The sequence below is a fragment of the Hydrosulfovibrio ferrireducens genome (assembly GCF_046883345.1).
In the GTDB taxonomy this organism is placed as follows: Bacteria; Desulfobacterota; Desulfobulbia; order Desulfobulbales; family Desulfurivibrionaceae; genus Thiovibrio; species Thiovibrio ferrireducens.
The window spans coordinates 113,388-130,615 of the sequence record NZ_JALKCW010000008.1 but is presented as its reverse complement, the minus strand read 5'-3'; the positions used below and the strand labels follow the sequence as shown (position 1 = coordinate 130,615).

Annotated in this window: 19 protein-coding genes; 15 read left to right on the top strand and 4 right to left on the bottom strand. The window is 59.3% G+C overall.

Annotation, left to right across the window (positions count from 1 at the left end; genetic code table 11):
* Positions 1-240: 240 nt before the first annotated feature.
* From MWR57_RS02995 to MWR57_RS02975, 5 genes are all read left to right on the top strand, one after another.
* Positions 241-501, top strand: coding sequence for a sulfurtransferase TusA family protein (locus MWR57_RS02995; RefSeq protein WP_423123302.1), 261 nt, complete (start codon positions 241-243; stop codon positions 499-501).
* Positions 502-572: 71 nt separating this feature from the next.
* The gene (locus MWR57_RS02990) at positions 573-887 is read left to right on the top strand and encodes a hypothetical protein (protein ID WP_423123301.1); all 315 of its coding nucleotides are present in this window, start codon (positions 573-575) and stop codon (positions 885-887) included.
* 10 nt (positions 888-897) lie between these two features.
* The gene (locus tag MWR57_RS02985) at positions 898-1,212 is read left to right on the top strand and encodes a hypothetical protein (protein WP_423123300.1); all 315 of its coding nucleotides are present in this window, start codon (positions 898-900) and stop codon (positions 1,210-1,212) included.
* 36 nt (positions 1,213-1,248) lie between these two features.
* Complete coding sequence (locus tag MWR57_RS02980; RefSeq protein ID WP_423123299.1) at positions 1,249-1,422, top strand: hypothetical protein; 174 nt, start codon at positions 1,249-1,251, stop codon at positions 1,420-1,422.
* Positions 1,423-1,657: 235 nt separating this feature from the next.
* Complete coding sequence (locus tag MWR57_RS02975) at positions 1,658-2,341, top strand: L,D-transpeptidase family protein (protein WP_423123298.1); 684 nt, start codon at positions 1,658-1,660, stop codon at positions 2,339-2,341.
* Positions 2,342-2,348: 7 nt separating this feature from the next.
* Here the strand turns inward: MWR57_RS02975 and MWR57_RS02970 are convergent, their stop codons facing one another.
* Complete coding sequence (locus tag MWR57_RS02970; RefSeq protein WP_423123297.1) at positions 2,349-3,410, bottom strand: L,D-transpeptidase; 1,062 nt, start codon at positions 3,408-3,410, stop codon at positions 2,349-2,351.
* A 6-nt stretch (positions 3,411-3,416) separates the two neighbouring features.
* A complete protein-coding gene (locus MWR57_RS02965; protein ID WP_423123296.1) occupies positions 3,417-3,749 on the bottom strand; it encodes a hypothetical protein in 333 nt (110 codons plus the stop codon).
* 230 nt (positions 3,750-3,979) lie between these two features.
* On the opposite strand from MWR57_RS02965, the gene MWR57_RS02960 reads away from it, so the two are divergent.
* From MWR57_RS02960 to serS, 5 genes are all read left to right on the top strand, one after another.
* The gene (locus tag MWR57_RS02960) at positions 3,980-4,321 is read left to right on the top strand and encodes a histidine triad nucleotide-binding protein (protein WP_423123295.1); all 342 of its coding nucleotides are present in this window, start codon (positions 3,980-3,982) and stop codon (positions 4,319-4,321) included.
* A 34-nt stretch (positions 4,322-4,355) separates the two neighbouring features.
* On the top strand, positions 4,356-5,015 hold the full coding sequence (mobB, locus tag MWR57_RS02955) for a molybdopterin-guanine dinucleotide biosynthesis protein B (protein ID WP_423123294.1): 660 nt from the start codon (positions 4,356-4,358) through the stop codon (positions 5,013-5,015).
* On the top strand, positions 5,012-5,611 hold the full coding sequence (gene mobA, locus MWR57_RS02950) for a molybdenum cofactor guanylyltransferase (RefSeq protein ID WP_423123293.1): 600 nt from the start codon (positions 5,012-5,014) through the stop codon (positions 5,609-5,611). Before mobB ends, mobA begins: the two co-directional genes overlap by 4 nt.
* A 3-nt stretch (positions 5,612-5,614) precedes the next feature.
* The gene (locus tag MWR57_RS02945) at positions 5,615-6,817 is read left to right on the top strand and encodes a molybdopterin molybdotransferase MoeA (RefSeq protein ID WP_423123292.1); all 1,203 of its coding nucleotides are present in this window, start codon (positions 5,615-5,617) and stop codon (positions 6,815-6,817) included.
* 103 nt (positions 6,818-6,920) lie between these two features.
* Positions 6,921-8,186 (top strand): serine--tRNA ligase, encoded by a 1,266-nt coding sequence (gene serS, locus MWR57_RS02940; RefSeq protein ID WP_423123291.1) that lies wholly within the window; start codon positions 6,921-6,923, stop codon positions 8,184-8,186.
* A 214-nt stretch (positions 8,187-8,400) separates the two neighbouring features.
* Here serS and MWR57_RS02935 read toward each other — a convergent pair whose 3' ends face one another.
* Together MWR57_RS02935 and MWR57_RS02930 are read right to left on the bottom strand one after the other, a co-directional pair.
* Complete coding sequence (locus tag MWR57_RS02935) at positions 8,401-9,813, bottom strand: GGDEF domain-containing response regulator (protein WP_423123290.1); 1,413 nt, start codon at positions 9,811-9,813, stop codon at positions 8,401-8,403.
* Between the two features lie 110 nt (positions 9,814-9,923).
* Positions 9,924-10,913: a D-alanine--D-alanine ligase family protein gene (locus tag MWR57_RS02930; protein WP_423123289.1), complete on the bottom strand. Its 990-nt coding sequence runs from the start codon at positions 10,911-10,913 to the stop codon at positions 9,924-9,926.
* A gap of 170 nt (positions 10,914-11,083) precedes the next feature.
* Between MWR57_RS02930 and MWR57_RS02925 the strand changes: the two genes are divergently transcribed.
* From MWR57_RS02925 to MWR57_RS02905, 5 genes are all read left to right on the top strand, one after another.
* The gene (locus tag MWR57_RS02925) at positions 11,084-12,484 is read left to right on the top strand and encodes an FAD-binding oxidoreductase (RefSeq protein ID WP_423123288.1); all 1,401 of its coding nucleotides are present in this window, start codon (positions 11,084-11,086) and stop codon (positions 12,482-12,484) included.
* Positions 12,485-12,613: 129 nt separating this feature from the next.
* Positions 12,614-12,808: a 30S ribosomal protein S21 gene (rpsU, locus tag MWR57_RS02920; protein ID WP_423123287.1), complete on the top strand. Its 195-nt coding sequence runs from the start codon at positions 12,614-12,616 to the stop codon at positions 12,806-12,808.
* Positions 12,809-12,826: 18 nt separating this feature from the next.
* Complete coding sequence (xerD, locus tag MWR57_RS02915) at positions 12,827-13,819, top strand: site-specific tyrosine recombinase XerD (protein ID WP_423123286.1); 993 nt, start codon at positions 12,827-12,829, stop codon at positions 13,817-13,819.
* A gap of 100 nt (positions 13,820-13,919) precedes the next feature.
* Positions 13,920-16,580 (top strand): CBS domain-containing protein, encoded by a 2,661-nt coding sequence (locus MWR57_RS02910; protein WP_423123285.1) that lies wholly within the window; start codon positions 13,920-13,922, stop codon positions 16,578-16,580.
* Complete coding sequence (locus tag MWR57_RS02905) at positions 16,567-17,190, top strand: site-2 protease family protein (protein ID WP_423123284.1); 624 nt, start codon at positions 16,567-16,569, stop codon at positions 17,188-17,190. Before MWR57_RS02910 ends, MWR57_RS02905 begins: the two co-directional genes overlap by 14 nt.
* Positions 17,191-17,228: the final 38 nt, after the last annotated feature.

Sequence of the window (17,228 nt, the reverse complement as noted above, 5' to 3'; positions counted from 1 at the left end):
ATGGCCTCTTTTCCTCCCTGTCGCACCATGAACCGCCATTCACAAATTCCCTTGACAGGCCCCATGAATATTGGTAGAGACCCAATGGTACATGAAAGAGCCTTGAGTGTTTTTTTGTGTAAAAAAAATCCCGCCAAGCCTGGTGGGATCCGAGTTGCCGTGTATAATTCGCTGGCACTTATTTCTTAAATTTTTTGAGTTTGCAGAAATTACCCCTACACCCTTTTTAAGGAGGAAACCATGAGCGACGATATTAAAGTAGCCCCCGATGGTATCACCCCGACCCGCACCCTGGATGCAAAAGGCCTGAGCTGCCCCATGCCCCTGTTGCGCACCAAGAAAGAGATGGACAAGATCAACGCCGGCGAGATCCTGGAGATCCTCGGCACCGATCCCGGCTCCCGCAACGACCTGCCCGGCTGGTGCACCCGTTCCGGCCATGTCTACCTGGGCGAAAAGGAAGATTCCGGCTTCATCCGCTTCTACCTCCAGAAAAAATAAGCTTTTTTACTCCACACGACGCGGCCAGGGCACAAGCCCCGCGCCTTTAATTTTGCATCAGGAGACAGGAAATGGCTAAAAGTTTAGGTATTTTTGTTACCTCCCCCCAGAACATGCGCCATGTCATGGGGATCACCAAGGCCGCCAAGGCCAAGGGCTCCAAGGTAAAGGTTTTCTTCAGTTGGTACGCCGTTCATCTGACCAAGTGCCCGGAGTTCCCGGCGCTCTGCGAGCTGGCGGACGACGTGTCCATCTGCGTGGACAGCTACAAGAACGCAGGCTATGATCCCGCCGACATTCCCAAGGGTCTTGAGGCCAAGAAGATGGCTACCCAGTCCCAGCATGGCGAAATCATCGAAGACTACGAATGCTACCTGACCTTATAAGGAGAGAACCATGTCCAAGAAAGTAGGTTTTCTGTTGGTAAACAAGGAATACACCCTGGACGGCATCCGCTCCACCCTGGGTCTGGCCGTCGAGAACATGTACTCGTATGCCTATGTCATGAATAATGAGCTACCCGACCTGAGCGACTACCACAAGGAGAACATCGAGTGGGTTCGCGACATGGAAGGCGAGGTCTACAGCACCGTGGATGCCAATGTCGAGAATCACGGCATGGTCAAGATCACCCTTGAGGAAATCGGCAAGCAGTTGCGCGACCTTGAGATCATCATCCCCTACGGCATCCTCCGCTCCGACAAGAGCTAAGATACTTATTGACCCACAACGACAAGGAGTGTTCCAATGAAACTCTTGAATGTATACCGTTCCGCGCCCAGTGACGACACCAAGAAACTGGTGGAGATCGTCTCCGAGGGCCGTGATGTTGAATCCTTTGATCTCAACGTTGAGAGCCCGGACTACAGCGCTTTGCTGGATAAGGTTTTCGCGGCCGACCAGACCATCTGCTGGTGGTAAGCAAGACTTTTTCAGCCCATGCGGACTGAAGCAAATCCCTGGCCGTCATCGGCCGGGGATTTTTTTTGCGCCGGAAATCGAATTTTCCTGTGCATTCCCGCCATGAATATCGTATGATTTTTCTAGGCCAGTTGCTAATGAGGCCTGTGACCTCCTGACCGGACGCCGACAATTTCCGGCAACGGCAACACTCTGGAACGTGTCTGCGAATTAACCTCATGACGGACTTCGCATTATGATCTGGAAATCGCGACCCACCGTGAAGGGAATCTCCCACCCCAAGACCTTCCTCTTCCTGTTGCTCACCCTTTCCTTCCCTTTGCTGCACAGCGGTTGCTCCACCACCACCCAGGCTCCTCCTCAAATCGCCCAACTTCCCCCGGCGGAGAGCCCGTGTCCTCCCCCTTTTTTGGATAACGAAGATATCGATCCGGGCCTGCCGGTTACCGCCCCCCTCAAGGCCCCGAAAATAGTCATCAAAAAAGCCAAAAAAAAGCTTTTCCTCTATTCCGAGGAAAAGCTGCTCCGCACCTATCCCGTGAAGCTCGGCTTCAACCCGGTTGGCGACAAGGTCCGCCAGGGGGATAAGCGCACCCCGGAGGGAAGCTATTACATCTGCATGAAAAACCCGCGCAGCAAGTATTACCTTTCCCTGGGCTTGAGTTACCCCAGCATTGAAGACGCGGAACGCGGCCTGGAGCAAAAGCTCATCACCAAAAGCGACCGCGACCGGATCATAGAGAGAATCTCCAAAAAATCCATCCCCCCCTGGAACACCCCCCTGGGCGGCGAAATATTCATCCATGGCGGGGGTGAAACCTGGGATTGGACCTATGGCTGCGTAGCCCTGCGCAACAAGGACATTGAAGAATTATTCAAGGTCGTCGCCCTGGGCACCGAGGTTGTCATTCAGCAGTAACCCCGCCTCATTCCCCCATCGCCACCGGTGTTTCATGCACCCAGACCCAGGTTCCCGGATCACCCTTGGTCGCCTCCTGCCAATTCCCCCTGCTTGCCTTGGGCCTTGTCCATTCAAAGAGCCAGAGGGCGTCCTTGGGCGCCAGATTCACGCAGCCGTGGGAATTGGGCAGCCCAAAAAAATCGTGCCAGTAGGAGGTGTGCAACCCGTATGATTGATGGAAATACATGTGCCAGGGCACATCCTCCACATAGTAACGATCCGCATCACCTTCCCCGCCGCTCATTTTGCCGATTCTGACCTTGGCCCAGATCCGGAACAACCCCTTGATCGTTGGAAACCGCTCATCGCCGGAAGAGACCAGGGTGGCGAAAATCAACCGGTCTCCCTCATACGCCGACAGGGTTTGCTCGGTAAGATTCACTTCGATCCAGCGCTCCGACTCTCCGACTTCCTGCGGGCGAAGCGCGGGAATGACCATGGCCAGCCGGTTGTAGGGAACCCAGACGCCGGTGCCGATCCTGCACCACTTGCGCTGCTCGACCTCCCGCGTCTCATGGACAATGACCAGGGATCTCGCCGGCACCACGGCCGGATCCTCCTCTTCAACCGGCGGCACGCCGGGGCCTGGCGAGACGCGGGTGTGGAAGATCATCCAGGCAAATTTCTTGTCAAAATCCCGCGGCACCAGAACCCCTTGAAAGTTAGAAGGCTTGGCGAGCCGGAGCTTGTCCGCCCGGAGGTATTCCCGCTCATTGATTTTGTACCACCCCTGGCCATCCACCATGATCGGTTGGGTATCGCTGAGGCTGACCCACATAAAGCCCGTCCTGGTAATCCGGACAGGGGCCACCCCGGCACGCTCGTCCTGCGGCTGGCCATAGACGGGCACAGCATCCCCCAGAATCTGGGCATAGGTCAGCGACAAAACATCGCCTGTCCTTTCGGGAAACGGACAGACAAACTGTTTTTCCGTAAGATCCTCTTCGGTTCCGGCCCGGCACAGTTCGGCCTGAAATCCAAAAAAAATCCCCAACCCCAGCCATAAAAAAACGGCTCTCCGCACCATCAGCCCCTAAGCCTTGATATGTTCATCCGCAAGCATCCGGTCAAGGAATCCAAGCAAAAACTGGCGTTGGGCCGGGGTGGAATAGCTGATGCACGAACAATGCAGGTTGCTCTGGCTGCGGACCAGAAATTCGGCAATCAGCCGGCTGCGTCCCAGCTCGATCCCGAAGAAAAAAGGGCCGCATTGCTCATGCCCCTGCTGGGCTTCGGCCAGCAAATCCTCCGGAAGCTCCAGCCAGAACATCCCCTCCATGGGGCCGGCTTTCAAGGTTCGCTTCAGATATGATTCCAGATTATCCTGTTCTTCCTTGCTCAACTCATCAACAACAAACTGACGCATGGCACACCCTCTGCTGGTTTCCGGTGAATGTTCCTGTCTCGGCTCGCTTGTGCCCGGCAATCCCCAGGCGAAAAGCACGACATAACAGTACCAGAATAGCGGCAAACTGTCACCAGGGAGACTGCCCCCCATGGCCTGCCGCTCTTGCTTTACATTTGACAGAATCCGGCCCGGACAGTATCCTGCGCCAAACCATGCCCCAGCGAACCACGAAAAACAAGGAGAAAAGGATGAGCAGCCCCTGTCTTTTCTGCAGGATCGCCAGCGGTGAAATCCCTGCCAAAAAACTGTACGAGGACGATGAAGTCTTCGCCTTCTGGGACATCTCCCCCCAAGCGCCCACCCATTTTCTGGTCATTCCCAAGAAACATCTCAGCGGCCCAGAGGCGATTTCCGCCGAGGACGAAGCGCTCATCGGCAAGGTCGTCCGCATCGGCGCGCAACTGGCCCGGGAAAACGGCGCGGAACACTGCCGGCTGGCCATGAACAACGGCGCCGAGGCGGGACAAACCGTCTTCCACCTGCATCTCCACGTTCTCGGCGGCCGGCCCATGTCCTGGCCGCCGGGCTGAGCCGAAAACCTTCAACACCACACCAGATACCGCCATGCCTCCTGTCATCGCATTCATCGGCAAGCCCGACTCCGGCAAGACCACGCTTCTTGAAAAGCTCATCCCGGAACTGCGGGGCCGCGGCTACCGCATCGGCACCATCAAGCACCATGTCCATGCCTTTGAGATGGACAAGCCCGGCAAGGACACCTGGCGTCACAAGCAGGCCGGCGCCAATACCGTGGCCCTCTCCTCCCCCACCGGCCTGGGCATCATCCGCGATGTGGCCGGGGATCTGACCATCGAGGAGCTGGTGGGCCGCTATTACGGCGATATCGACCTGGTGATCGCCGAGGGCTACAAGCGGCTGAGCCTGCCCAAGATCGAGGTCTTCCGCAGCGCCCAGCATGAGGCTCCCTTGCCGGATCGGGATGACACCTGGGTCGCCATGGTCAGCGACACCGACGGGGTCACCGACCTCCCCTGCTTCGGGCTGGAGGATGTCGCCGGGCTGGCGGATTTTCTGGAAGAACGGTTCATCACACCCTTTCCCAAGCAAAAAACCAGCCTGCTGGTCAACGGCCAACCCGTTTATCTCAACGCCTTCGTGGAGAGCTTCCTCCGCCAGGCCATCACCGGCATGACCTGCTCGCTCAAGGGGTGCCAGGATCCCCGGGAAATCATCATCACCATCCGCCAGGACCCGCAGGAATGACCCAGCGGATCAACCAGGTTGCCGGGGTGATTCTGGCGGGCGGAAAAAGCTCGCGCTTCGGAAGCAACAAGGCCCTGGCCCTCCACCAGGGCGACGCCCTGATCCAGACCATCGCCCGCAGGCTTGCCGCACTGTTTCCGGAAACCCTGCTCATCACCAACACGCCCGAGGAGTACGGGTTTCTCGGCTGGCCCATGGCCAAAGACCGATACCCTGATTGCGGCCCCCTGGCCGGCATCCATGCCGCCCTGCGCACGGTCTCCCAGCCCCGCATCTTTGTCTGCGGCTGCGACATGCCGCTGGTCAATCCGGATCTGATCCGTTTCCTCTGCGAGCTGGAAGGCGACCATGACATCGTGCTGCCCTGGCTGGACGAAGGGCCGGAGCCGCTCTACGCGGTATACAGCAAAAAAGCCCTGCCTATTATCGAAGAACAGCTCTCCAAAAACCAATACAAAATAGGCATGGTGTTTGAAAAATTGCGCATCCGCAAGGTTACAGCCGAGGAGATCTTGCAGATCGTGCCGGATCTCACCACCTTTCAGAACATCAACCACCAGCATGACCTTGCCCGTCTTGCCGCCATGGGGGTGTGAGCCATGCCGACCCTCTCGCTGAAAGAAGCGCAACACCTGATTGTCCGCCACTGCTCCACCCTCGCCGCGGAGGAGGTTGCCCTTTCGGAGGCCGCAGGCCGCATTGCCGCGCAAGCGATCAAGGCGACCCGGGCGGTGCCTGACTTCGCCCGTTCCGCCATGGACGGCTATGCCGTCAACAGCCGCAACCTGACCGGCGATACTGTTCCGGTCTCTTTACAGGTAACCGGCGAGATTGCCGCTGGCGCCACCGATCTGCCACAGCTTACCGGGAAAAACGCCATCGCGATCATGACCGGCGGCGCCTTGCCTGCCGGGGCGAATCAGGTTGTTCCCTTTGAGCACTGCCAAAGAAACGGATCAGTGGTGCTGGTGGACACTCCGCCCCACCCCGGCGCCTTTATCCGCGCCAGAGGCGCGGACCTGGGAGCCAAGCAAACCATTGTCCGCGCCGGGGCACGGATCGAGCCCCAGCACCTGCCGCTCCTGGCCGAAAGCGGGTTACCCCAGGTTTCCGTGGTTGGCTGCCCGGAGCTGGCCATCATCTGCACGGGCAGCGAATTGCTCGATACCCTGGATACCCCGGAGGCCGGCCAGATCGTCGGCGGCAACCGCTTCCTGCTCGCCTCTCTCATCCAGGGCGCGGGGTCAACACCCCGCGATCTCGGCCTGGTGGCCGATGACTGCGACCGAATCGTCGCCTTACTCAAAGAGGGTCTGCACGGCCCCTCCCAGGGCATGATCACCACCGGCGGCATGGGTCCGGGCAACTACGATCTCCTGCCCCAGGCCTTTGCCAAACTCGGCATTCGCCCGGTGTACACCGCCCTGGCCGTCCGCCCTGGCCGCTCGACCATGTTCGGCCTCTACAACAACAAGCCGGTCTTCGCCCTGCCCGGCCCGCCGCCCGCGGTTTTTCTGCTGTTCCACGAGCTTGTCCTGCCGGCCTTGCGCGCCATGCAAGGGCAATCGCGCCCCTTGCCCCCGCTTATGCGCGCCACCCTCACCACCCCTGTAACCTTGAAAAAAACCGGGTTGCTCAACCTCAAAGGCGCGGTGGCCAAACTCAACGGCAAGAACCTCACTGTCCGCCCCGCAGGCAAAAACGAACCGGCCAACGCCATCATCCATCTGCCACCCAGCCGGAAGCATCTGCTGGCCGGGGAGGATGTCTCCCTGCGCCTCTGCACCTCCGCCTTTTTCTAAACGCAGAGCACGTCCCGCCCTCTTGATTTCTGCCCTGCTCCATGATACAACCCCCTCTGGTAGAGACTTTTAGCGACACGGCACTATACTCAAGGGGATATCCATGCTCGAATTGCGTTTTATCAGGGAAAACCTGGATCTCGTCAAAGAAAAACTCGCCTTCCGGGGGATCACCGATTCCCGCATTGACGATTTTGCCGCCATCGACCTCAAGCGCCGCACCCTGCTCTCCGAGGTGGAATCGCTGCGCAACAAACGCAAGACCGCTTCCCAGGAAATCGGCAACCTGAAAAAAGCAGGCGTCGACGCCGAAGGACCCATGGCCGAGATGCGGCAGGTGGGGGACCGGATCAAGGAGATAGAAACCGATCTGGTCGGTCTGGAAGAAGATCTCCAGTCCATCGTCATGACCCTGCCCAACCTCTGCGATGATTCCGTGCCCAAAGGCTCCGACGACAAGGACAACCTGGAAATCAAGCGCTGGGGCACAGTGCCGCAATTTTCTTTTGCCGCAAAGGCGCACCATGAGCTGGGGGAAGCGGCCGGGGTCATCGATTTTGAACGGGCGGCCAAGCTTGCCGGCGCGCGTTTTGCCGTGCTCAAGGGATTTGCCTCCCGCCTGGAGCGGGCGCTGATCAACTTCATGCTCGATCTCCACACCCAGAAACACGGCTACACCGAGATTCTTCCTCCGTTTCTGGTCAATACCCAAACCATGACCGCCACGGGCCAGCTCCCGAAATTCGCTGCGGATCTTTTTGCCATCAAGGACTGGGATCTCTGGCTGATCCCCACCGCCGAGGTGCCGGTGACCAATCTGCACCGGGACGAAACCCTGGCCGAGCACGAGCTGCCCATCAAGTACACGGCCTACACCCCCTGCTTCCGTTCCGAGGCCGGGGCCTATGGCCGCGACACCCGGGGGCTTATCCGCCAGCACCAGTTCGACAAGGTGGAACTGGTGAAATTCACCACCCCGGAAACCTCCGGCGCAGAGCTGGAAAGCCTGCTGGCCGACGCGGAAGAGGTGCTCCAGCTATTGGAACTGCCCTACCGGGTGGTGCAGCTCTGCAGCGGCGATCTCGGTTTTTCCGCCAACAAGACCTACGACATCGAGGTGTGGATGCCCGCCCAGGACACCTACCGGGAGATCTCCTCCTGCAGCAACTTCGGGGATTTTCAGGCCAGGCGGGGGGGAATCAGGTACCGGCCCAAGGGCCACAACAAAAGCGGACTGGTCCATACCTTGAACGGCAGCGGCCTGGCCGTGGGACGAACCCTGGCCGCCATTTTTGAAAACTACCAGCAGGAGGACGGCTCCATCGCCATCCCCACGGTGCTGACGCCCTATTTTGAGAAAAGATTTTGATGAAAAGCTTCTTTTCTTGCAAAATTCTGCCAAATTGAATCCCTCCCCCTTGACGGGAGGGGGCCAGGGGGTGGGTGAAGTCGCAACCTGCCGATTTCATAGTTGTTTCCCCACCCTAACCCTCCCCCGCCAAGGGGGAGGGACCTTTTTGGATTTTTGCAAGAGGCTCTGAAGAAAGAAAAGCGGCTTAACCTGCGCCGCTTTTGAGGAACTGCTACTTCAGGACATACTGGTTCTTACCCCTCTGCTTGGCCTCGTACATGTTCTGATCGGCCCGCTCCAGCAGGCTCTGCCCGCTTTCCCCAGCCCGGTATTGGGTTACGCCGATGCTCACGGTTTTGCGCACCGTGTCCTGGGGGGTGGGCTGAAAAATCTCCCCGGCAAATCGGGCCCTGACCCGCTCCGCCACCACGGTCGCCTGTTCGCCGTTGGTTTCCGGCAGGATGATGGTGAACTCCTCCCCGCCGTACCGGCAGGGAACATCATTGACCCGGAGCGACTCCGCGATCACCTGGCCCAACCGGGCCAAAACCCGGTCTCCATCGGCATGTCCGTATGTGTCGTTGTGGTGCTTGAAATTGTCGATATCCAGAAGGAGCAGGGAAAGCGGATGGCCGTGCCGGTTCGCCCGCTCCACCTCAAGCTGCAGATGGGTGTTGAAGTACCGCTTGTTAAAAAGTTTGGTCAGCTCATCAACCAGGCTGAGCTCTTTGTAGCGGCGCTCGCTTTCGGCCAGGGATTTCTCGGCCTTGACCCGTTCGGTGATATCGATGATATGCTCGACAATCCCGATGAGATCCCCAGACGGCCCCTTAAAAGGCGTGGAAACGATGCTGTAATGGACGTTCTGCCCATTTCGGCTCACCCGTTCTATCTCGCGCTCAACGCGCTTTTCCCCTTTTTTGATCTGCTGGAGCGGGCACGCCTCTGTTTCGCAGATACAGGAATGGAAGATCTCGTAACACTTGCGGTTCTGGGACTTCTCCCTGGTCACTCCGGCCATCTTGAGAAAAGAGTCGTTGCTGCGCAGGAGATTGCAGTGCTTGTCCACCAGGATAATGCCCCCGGCAACGGTCTTGAATATCTGATTGATCTCGATATAGGCCTGCTCCGCCTCCATGGCCAGGGCGTTGGCCCGGCTCAACGCCTCTTCCAGTTGGAGATTGTTGTCCACCAGTTCCTTTTGCATTGCCGCCAGGGCCAGGTCGTCCTCTTCCCGTTGCAGGCAATCGCGCACCTGCTGGGCAGCGGCGGACAGCCAGATATCGAGCACCCTCCGCTCAACGGGCTTGGCCATGAAATAATTGACCCCGGCGGCAATGGCCGTGGCAATGTCATCCGGGCTGTCCTTGCCGGAAATCATCAGGATGGTGAGGTATTTCCCCCGTTCCGAGGCGCGGAATGTTTTGGAGAGCTCCAGCCCGTCCATATCCGGCAGCATCCAGTCCATGAGAACGAGATGCGGGAAGGAGGCAGCAAATGCGGCCTTAGCCGAGGCGGCGGTGGGACAGACCACAACAGTGTAGCCCTGGCTTTCCACGATCCTTCGCAAAAGATCGCAAACAGCCTGATCATCCTCGACAATCAGGGCGGTAAGCCCTGTATTTTCCGCCGCACGCTCTGTCAAGACAGATGCTCCGCTGAATTCTTCGGCGGTATCCCGCCGGAGTCGTGTCACGCCTCGTTACAAAGTATAGCAAATCCATCCGCTTTGTTTCAAAAAATCTGGCGCCGGCCTCATTCCTTGGCCAAGGCCAGCTCGATCAGCCGGTCGAGCAGGGCAGGAAAAGGCAAGCCATGGGCGGCGGCCGCCTGGGGCAGCAGGCTGGTCGGGGTCATCCCCGGGATGGTGTTGGTCTCAAGCACATAGATGCCATCCTCGGCAACGATCATGTCTGTCCGGCTGTAGCCTTTGAGATGCAAGGCCCGGTGCGCGGTCAGCGCCATCGCCTGAGCCTTGGCGGTCACTTCGGGCTTCAACTCCGCCGGGCAGACCTCACGGGAAGCGCCCACCTGGTATTTGGCCTGATAATCAAAAAAGGCGAACTCTTCGCCCGGAATGATCTCCACCAGGGGCAGAGCAATGAGTTCCTTGTTGCCCAGCACCCCGCCGGTGATCTCCCGACCTCGCACATACTGTTCGACCATGACCTCGCTGTCAAAGGTGAACGCCTTGGCCAGCCCCTGCACCAGCTCCTCTTCGCTGCGGGCCAGGCTCATCCCAAGGCTGGAGCCCTGGCGGATGGGCTTGATGACCACGGGCAAGGAAATCCGCGAAAGCAACCGGCCGGGATTCTGCTGATCCTCCGGTTGCGCCATCTCCCAGGGGGCCACAGTGAGCCCGGCTTGCTTATACAACACCTTGGCCAGATTCTTGTCCATGGCCAGGGCGGAGCCCAACACCCCGGCCCCCTGGTAGGGAATCCCCAGCAGGTCAAGAAAACCCTGCATGGTGCCATCCTCGCCAAAGAGTCCATGCAAGAGGATAAAGGCCACGTCGATCGTTGGGGCATCCGCAGCCAACTGGGCCAAGTCCGTGGCCGGATCGTAACGGCGAACCTCATATTTTTCCCGGTTGAGCGCCTGCTCCACCCCTTTGGCCCCGGCCAGCGAAACCTCGCGCTCGCCGGATTTGCCCCCGGCGATCAGCGCCAGACGAATCTTGCACCCAGAGGGTATAAGTTTCGTAGGAGCAGACAAGCTGCTCAACTCAGCTTTATTTTCCATAGCTTTTTTCCGAATAGTTGCGTACTGAATTGTAAGGGAACATGCTGCCAATGCGGCGCAATCATGAAGTGCCCGCCAAGGCACGTTATCCTTATAATAAGTTCCCTGCTTCTTTTGTAGGGTTTTTTATAGCTATCCGGAAAAACTCCTGCCAGGCGGAAAACACCCCCATGAACCAGCACACCATCGACAGACTGCGGGAAATTGTCGGCCAGGATCAGGTAAGCACACTCCCGGAAGAGCTGGCCTGCTACTCCTATGACGGCACCGGCCAGGAATATCTCCCCGCGGCCGTGGCCTTTCCCGGCTCCACCGAGGAAGTGTGCCGCATCATGCAACTCGCCTCCGCCACCCCGTTTCCCGTGGTGCCGCGGGGGGCGGGCACCGGCATGACCGGCGGCGCCTTGCCGGTGGCGGGCGGCCTGGTTCTGGTTATGAGCCGCCTGAACCGCATTCTGGAAATCGACCCGGCCAATCAGATCGGGGTGGTAGAGCCGGGGGTGATCACCGGCGATCTGCGCAAAGAGGCGGCCCGCCACAACCTCTATTACCCGCCGGACCCTGCCAGCCTGCAATTCTGCACCATGGGCGGCAATGTGGCCGAATGCGCCGGGGGCCCGAGCGCGGTGAAGTATGGGGTAACCCGCGACTATATCCTTGCCCTGGAAGCGGTGCTGCCCGATGGCCGCCTCATCCATACCGGGGTCAGGACCGCCAAGGGGGTGGTGGGCTACGATCTTACCCGGTTGCTGGTGGGCTCCGAAGGCACCCTGGCCATCATCACCAAGATCACGGTCAAGCTCCTCCCCGCCCCGGAGGCACGCTCCACCCTGCTGGTTCTCTGCGGGACCATGGTCGAAGCAGCCTCCCTGGTGGCGCGCATCCTCGCCCACCATACTCCCTGCACCCTGGAATACATGGACCGGACCGCCCTGGCCATTGTCCGGGACAAACTGCCCTTCCCCTTTCCGGAAGAGGCCGGAGCCCTGCTCCTGATCGAGCTTGACGGCCAACAGGACGCCGTGCCCCACGCCACCCGCCAGCTCACTGATTTTTTGCAGAGCCAGCCGGGAATCGTCCAGAGCCGCACCGCGACAAGCCCGGCCGAGGCCGAACAGCTCTGGGCAGCACGGCGCGCCATCTCGCCCGCGGCCTTCAGCCTCAAGCCCCACAAGATGAGCGAGGACGTGGTGGTTCCCCGCTCCCGCTTGCCGGAGCTGGTCTCCTGCACGGAAAAATTGAGCCGGGAGCTGGGAGTGGTCATCTTCACCTTCGGCCACGCCGGAGACGGCAATATCCACGTCAATATCATGTTGGACAAAAATGCTCCCCAGGAGGTGCGCCAGGCCAACACCGCCAAGCAGCTTCTTTTTGAGGAGGTGCTGCGGTTGGGCGGCACCCTGTCCGGCGAACACGGCATCGGCCTGACCAAGGCGCCCTATCTGGACATGGAGCTTGACCCGCCGACCCTGGCGCTCATGCAACAGATCAAAAAACTCTTTGACCCGCGCAACATCCTCAACCCAGGCAAGATCTTCCCTTCCCAGGTCGCGCCGGAAAAAAATATTTGACAATCAGCGCAAGGATCGGCTATATAAACGGTTTCTTTTTAAAAATCTGCGCCATTTCAAGTTGTTCTGAAACAGGCGTTGGCTGAAAATTCTGAAACGTGACGTTGCAACCCGCATACTGGAGAGATCATGATTGAAATAGAGGTAAGAGGGGATATCGAACAGGCGATCCGGCTGCTCAAGAAGAAAATGCAGCTCGATGGGATGAAAAAGGAACTCAAGCGCCGTGAGTACTACGAAAAACCCAGCGACAAACGCCGCCGCAAGCAGGCCGAGTCCAAACGGAAACTCCGCAAGCTCATGATGCGTACCGAGCGCGACTAACGTGCCGCTCTTCCTCGAATGAAACCCAAACGAGGAAAACCCGCTGATCATTGCCCACGCTCCGACCGGGCCCGGCCCCAGTTGCCGGCTCCTTCCTCTTCATCCGGCGGAGCGTCTCTTTTTTCCGAGCCTTTTCTCGACCAATTCATCCAGTACCTCAGCCTGGAACGCCGCCTGGCGGCCAACACCATCCTGGCCTATCAGGCCGACCTTGTTTCCTTTCTTGATTTTCTTCGTCCGCAGCGCCTTACCCAACTCAGCCAAATTGACGCCGGCCACCTGCGCGCCTACCTGGCCCATTGCCACGCCCAGGGCATCTCCAACCGCAGCAATGCCAGGCGGATCTCCTCGCTGCGCGCTTTTTTCAAGTTTCTCCTGGCGGAAAAATGTCTCACCATTGATCCCTGCACCATCCTGGATCTGCCCAAGCCGGGCCGGCCGCTGCCCAAGGTGCTCACCATCCCCGAGGTGAACCGGCTTCTCGCCCCGCCAACCAACGACAATGCCCTGGCCCTGCGCAACCACGCCATGCTGCACCTGCTGTACGCCACCGGCATGCGGGTCTCGGAGCTGGTCAACCTGCCCCTGGCCGGGGTCAATCTCATGGGCGGCTATGTCCGGGTTTTCGGCAAGGGCTCCAAGGAACGGCTCATCCCCTTTGGCGAGGCGGCCCGGGAGTACCTCAAAATCTACACCCAAAACGGCCGTCCGAGGATTCTCAAAAAAAGAACCAGCGATCTCCTCTTTGTCACCGGACACGGCAAGCCCATGACCCGTCTGCGTTTCTGGCAGATCGTCCAGCAAAGCGCGCGCCTGAACGGCATCACCAAGAAGATCAGCCCCCACATGCTCCGCCACTCCTTTGCTACCCACCTGCTGGAACATGGCGCGGATCTTCGCTCCGTGCAGATGATGCTGGGCCATGCCGACATCGCCACCACCCAGATTTACACCCATGTGGACAGCAACCGCCTCAAGTCCGCCCACCAGAAATTCCACCCCCGGGGCTGATTTTCCCGGCCTCCTCCGCTCCATCCATTGTCACCCCGCCCCCGATGGTCTATAGTTGAAAAAGGAAATAGGCACACACCCTGCGGAGGCCTCACCAGCTATGGAAGTCATCACCACCCATGTAAACGCCGATTTTGACGGGCTGGCCTCGATGATCGCCGCGCACAAGCTCTATCCCGAGGCGGTGCTTGCCTTTTCCGGCTCCCAGGAAAAAAACCTGCGGGATTTCCTCGCCCAGTCGGTGCAATACCACTACACCTTCCAGCGCTTAAAAAATATCCCCCAGGATCAGATCCAGCGGCTCATCGTGGTGGACACCCGCCAGGGCTCGCGCATCGGCGATTTCAGCCAATGCCTGAACAACCCCGGCCTGGACATCCACCTCTACGACCACCACCCGGACACCCCGGAAGATCTGCACGGCTCGGTGGAACACGTCCGGGCCGTGGGCTCCACCACCACCATCTTTGTCCACCTCCTCCGGGAAAAAGGGATCCGGCTCACCCCGGAGGAGGCCACCCTCATGGCCATGGCCATCTACGAGGACACCGGCAACTTCGCCTTCGACACCACCTGCCCCGAGGATCTGGAGGCCGCGGCCTGGCTGCTTGGTCGGGGCGCGAACCTCAACGCCATCTCCCAGTTCATCGCCCAGGAGCTCACCAGCCAGGAAGTCACCCTGCTCCACGCCCTGATGAAATCCGCCCACACCTACACCATCCACGGTCTGGACCTGGTGGTGGCCAAGATAGAACTGCCTGAATATGTTGACGAATTCGCCGTTATTGTCCGCCGCTTCATGGTGATGGAAAACCTCGACACCCTCTTTGCCCTGACCCACATGGCAGGGCGCACCCAGCTCATTGCCCGCAGCCGGATCCCGGAGGTGAACGCCGGGGCCATTGCCCGGGATTTCGGGGGCGGAGGCCATGCCTCGGCCGCCTCGGCCACCATCAAGGATCTCACCCTGATCGAGGCGGAAGAAAAACTGATCCAGCTTCTGCACAAGCATGTTCACCCCCAGCGTCTGGCCAGGGAGCTGATGTCCGCGCCGGTGATCTCCGGCCCGCCGACGCTGACGATCAACGAGGCGGATGAGATGCTCAACCGCTACAACATCACGGTGCTGCTCATCGTCAATGACCGGCACGAGCCGGTGGGCCTCATCTCCCGGCTGGTGGCAGGCAAATCCATCCACCTTGGCTTGGGAAACTCGCCGGTGAGCGACTATATGACCACCGACTTCGCCACCCTGCCCCCCACCGCCACCCTGGCCGACATCCAGGAACTCATCATCGAAAACCGCCAGCGCTTCATTCCGGTGGTGGAAGAGGGTAAGGTTGCTGGGGTCATTACCCGCACCGACCTTCTCCACCTGCTGGTCAACGATCCGGCCCACATCCCGCGCCGGTTGCTGACCGGCACCGATCAACCCTCCACGGCTCGCAACCGCAACCTGACCGGCCTGATGGCGGAGGTTTTAAACCGCGAAATCATCACCCTGCTGCAAACCCTGGGCGAGGTGGCGCAGGAAACCGGCGGCCATGCCTACGCGGTGGGAGGGTTTGTCCGCGACCTGCTGCTGCACATCAAAAACCTCGATCTGGATGTGGTCATCGAGGGCGATGGCTTGGCCTATGCCAAAAAACTGGGGAAAAAACTCGGCGGCAGGGTGCGCACCCATGAAAAATTCGGCACCGCCGTGGTAACCCTGCCCGACGGCCTCAAAATCGATATAGCCACCGCCCGCCTTGAATACTACGAGTATCCGGCCGCCATGCCCACGGTGGAGCTGAGCTCCATCAAGCTCGACCTCTACCGGCGCGATTTCACCATCAACGCCATGGCCATCCACCTCAACCCGGACACCTTCGGCACCCTGGTCGATTTTTTCAACTGCCAGAACGACCTGAAAGACCGGCAGATCCGAATCCTGCACAACCTAAGCTTTGTGGAAGACCCGACCCGGATCTTCCGCGCCATCCGCTTTGAGCAGCGCATGGGCTTCAAAATCGGCAAGCATACGGAAAAACTCATCAAAAACGCGGTGAAGATGGAGCTGTTCGACCGCTTCTTCGGCAAGCGGTTTTTCAACGAACTCACCTCCATCCTCTCCGAGGAAAACCCGATCCCGGCCATACACCGCATGGCGGATCTGGGGCTGCTGCGCTTTCTCCACCCCACCCTCCGCATCGACCCGAGGCTCTCCACGATCCTGGAGGAAACCCGTCAGGCCCTGGACTGGCATCGGCTCCTCTACCTAGACCAGCCCTGCCGCCAGTGGCTGGTCTATCTGCTGGCCCTCATGACCGGCCTTACCACCCGGGAGGTGTCCGCCTTTTGCGAACGCTTCGAGGTGCCGCTCAGGCAGCGGCAGTTTCTTGTCCGGGAAAAACTCGCTGTTACCCGAATTGGACAGATCATGAAACGCGCCATGCCGGAAAACCCCAGCGAGCTCTACCACCTGCTCAAGGATCTTTCCCCGGAGGGGCTCCTGCACCTCATGGGGATCACCAAAAAGAAATCCGGGAAAAAGGCCATCTCCCTCCATGTCACGGAGTGGAGCCACCTGAAGCCGGAAACCGACGGCAACGACTTGGAAAAAATGGGCTACCTGCCGGGGCCGCTCTATGGTACCATCCTGCGCTGCCTGCTCAACGCCCGCCTTGACGGCCTGGTGCACGACCGAGCCACGGAAACCGCCTTTATCAAGGAACACTTCTCTCTCCCGGATCACGATACCGCCCATGGACATCCCTAAACTCATCCAAGAAATTGCCATCCTTGCCCCGCCGTTTCTGCTGGCCCTCACGGTGCACGAGTTTGCCCACGCCTATATCGCCTACAGGCTTGGCGACCCCACCGCCCAACAACTGGGCAGGCTCACCCTCAATCCGCTGAAGCATCTCGACCCCCTCGGAGTTTTGGCCTTTCTGATCATGAAGATCGGCTGGGCCAAGCCGGTGCCGGTTGATGCCCGCTATTTTAAAAACCCGCGGAAGGACATGGTCTGGGTTTCGCTGGCCGGGGTTTCCGCCAACTTGGCTCTGGCCGTGGCCAGCGGCCTTGCTGTCCGACTGCTGATCCCGGTCGCCAACCTGCTGCCCATGGCGATCTTTTGGCCGCTCATCCAGATGATTGCCGCCAGCGTCTGGATAAACGTGATGCTGGCCGTGTTCAACCTGATCCCCATCCCGCCCCTGGACGGTAGCCAGGTGCTCAGCAACCTTCTTCCCCACAATCTTGCCAGGGTGTACAACAAGCTGGAGCCCGTGGGCTTCTTCATCCTGCTGGCCCTGTTCTACACCGGTGTCATCCCGAAAATCATGCGCCCGCTGATCTCCTTTGCGCAGGGGCTGATCCTGGGCTGAACGTTTACACAATCAGAGATTGATCTACGTTTTTCCGT

What these genes read in the sequence shown, in the direction of transcription:
- MWR57_RS02995 (WP_423123302.1), top strand. Translation starts at nt 241, where the DNA reads ATGAGCGACGATATTAAAGTAGCCCCCGATGGTATCACCCCGACCCGC.
- MWR57_RS02990 (WP_423123301.1), top strand. Translation starts at nt 573, where the DNA reads ATGGCTAAAAGTTTAGGTATTTTTGTTACCTCCCCCCAGAACATGCGC.
- MWR57_RS02985 (WP_423123300.1), top strand. Translation starts at nt 898, where the DNA reads ATGTCCAAGAAAGTAGGTTTTCTGTTGGTAAACAAGGAATACACCCTG.
- MWR57_RS02980 (WP_423123299.1), top strand. Translation starts at nt 1,249, where the DNA reads ATGAAACTCTTGAATGTATACCGTTCCGCGCCCAGTGACGACACCAAG.
- MWR57_RS02975 (WP_423123298.1), top strand. Translation starts at nt 1,658, where the DNA reads ATGATCTGGAAATCGCGACCCACCGTGAAGGGAATCTCCCACCCCAAG.
- MWR57_RS02970 (WP_423123297.1), bottom strand. Translation starts at nt 3,410, where the DNA reads ATGGTGCGGAGAGCCGTTTTTTTATGGCTGGGGTTGGGGATTTTTTTT.
- MWR57_RS02965 (WP_423123296.1), bottom strand. Translation starts at nt 3,749, where the DNA reads ATGCGTCAGTTTGTTGTTGATGAGTTGAGCAAGGAAGAACAGGATAAT.
- MWR57_RS02960 (WP_423123295.1), top strand. Translation starts at nt 3,980, where the DNA reads ATGAGCAGCCCCTGTCTTTTCTGCAGGATCGCCAGCGGTGAAATCCCT.
- mobB (WP_423123294.1), top strand. Translation starts at nt 4,356, where the DNA reads ATGCCTCCTGTCATCGCATTCATCGGCAAGCCCGACTCCGGCAAGACC.
- mobA (WP_423123293.1), top strand. Translation starts at nt 5,012, where the DNA reads ATGACCCAGCGGATCAACCAGGTTGCCGGGGTGATTCTGGCGGGCGGA.
- MWR57_RS02945 (WP_423123292.1), top strand. Translation starts at nt 5,615, where the DNA reads ATGCCGACCCTCTCGCTGAAAGAAGCGCAACACCTGATTGTCCGCCAC.
- serS (WP_423123291.1), top strand. Translation starts at nt 6,921, where the DNA reads ATGCTCGAATTGCGTTTTATCAGGGAAAACCTGGATCTCGTCAAAGAA.
- MWR57_RS02930 (WP_423123289.1), bottom strand. Translation starts at nt 10,913, where the DNA reads ATGGAAAATAAAGCTGAGTTGAGCAGCTTGTCTGCTCCTACGAAACTT.
- MWR57_RS02925 (WP_423123288.1), top strand. Translation starts at nt 11,084, where the DNA reads ATGAACCAGCACACCATCGACAGACTGCGGGAAATTGTCGGCCAGGAT.
- rpsU (WP_423123287.1), top strand. Translation starts at nt 12,614, where the DNA reads ATGATTGAAATAGAGGTAAGAGGGGATATCGAACAGGCGATCCGGCTG.
- xerD (WP_423123286.1), top strand. Translation starts at nt 12,827, where the DNA reads ATGAAACCCAAACGAGGAAAACCCGCTGATCATTGCCCACGCTCCGAC.
- MWR57_RS02910 (WP_423123285.1), top strand. Translation starts at nt 13,920, where the DNA reads ATGGAAGTCATCACCACCCATGTAAACGCCGATTTTGACGGGCTGGCC.
- MWR57_RS02905 (WP_423123284.1), top strand. Translation starts at nt 16,567, where the DNA reads ATGGACATCCCTAAACTCATCCAAGAAATTGCCATCCTTGCCCCGCCG.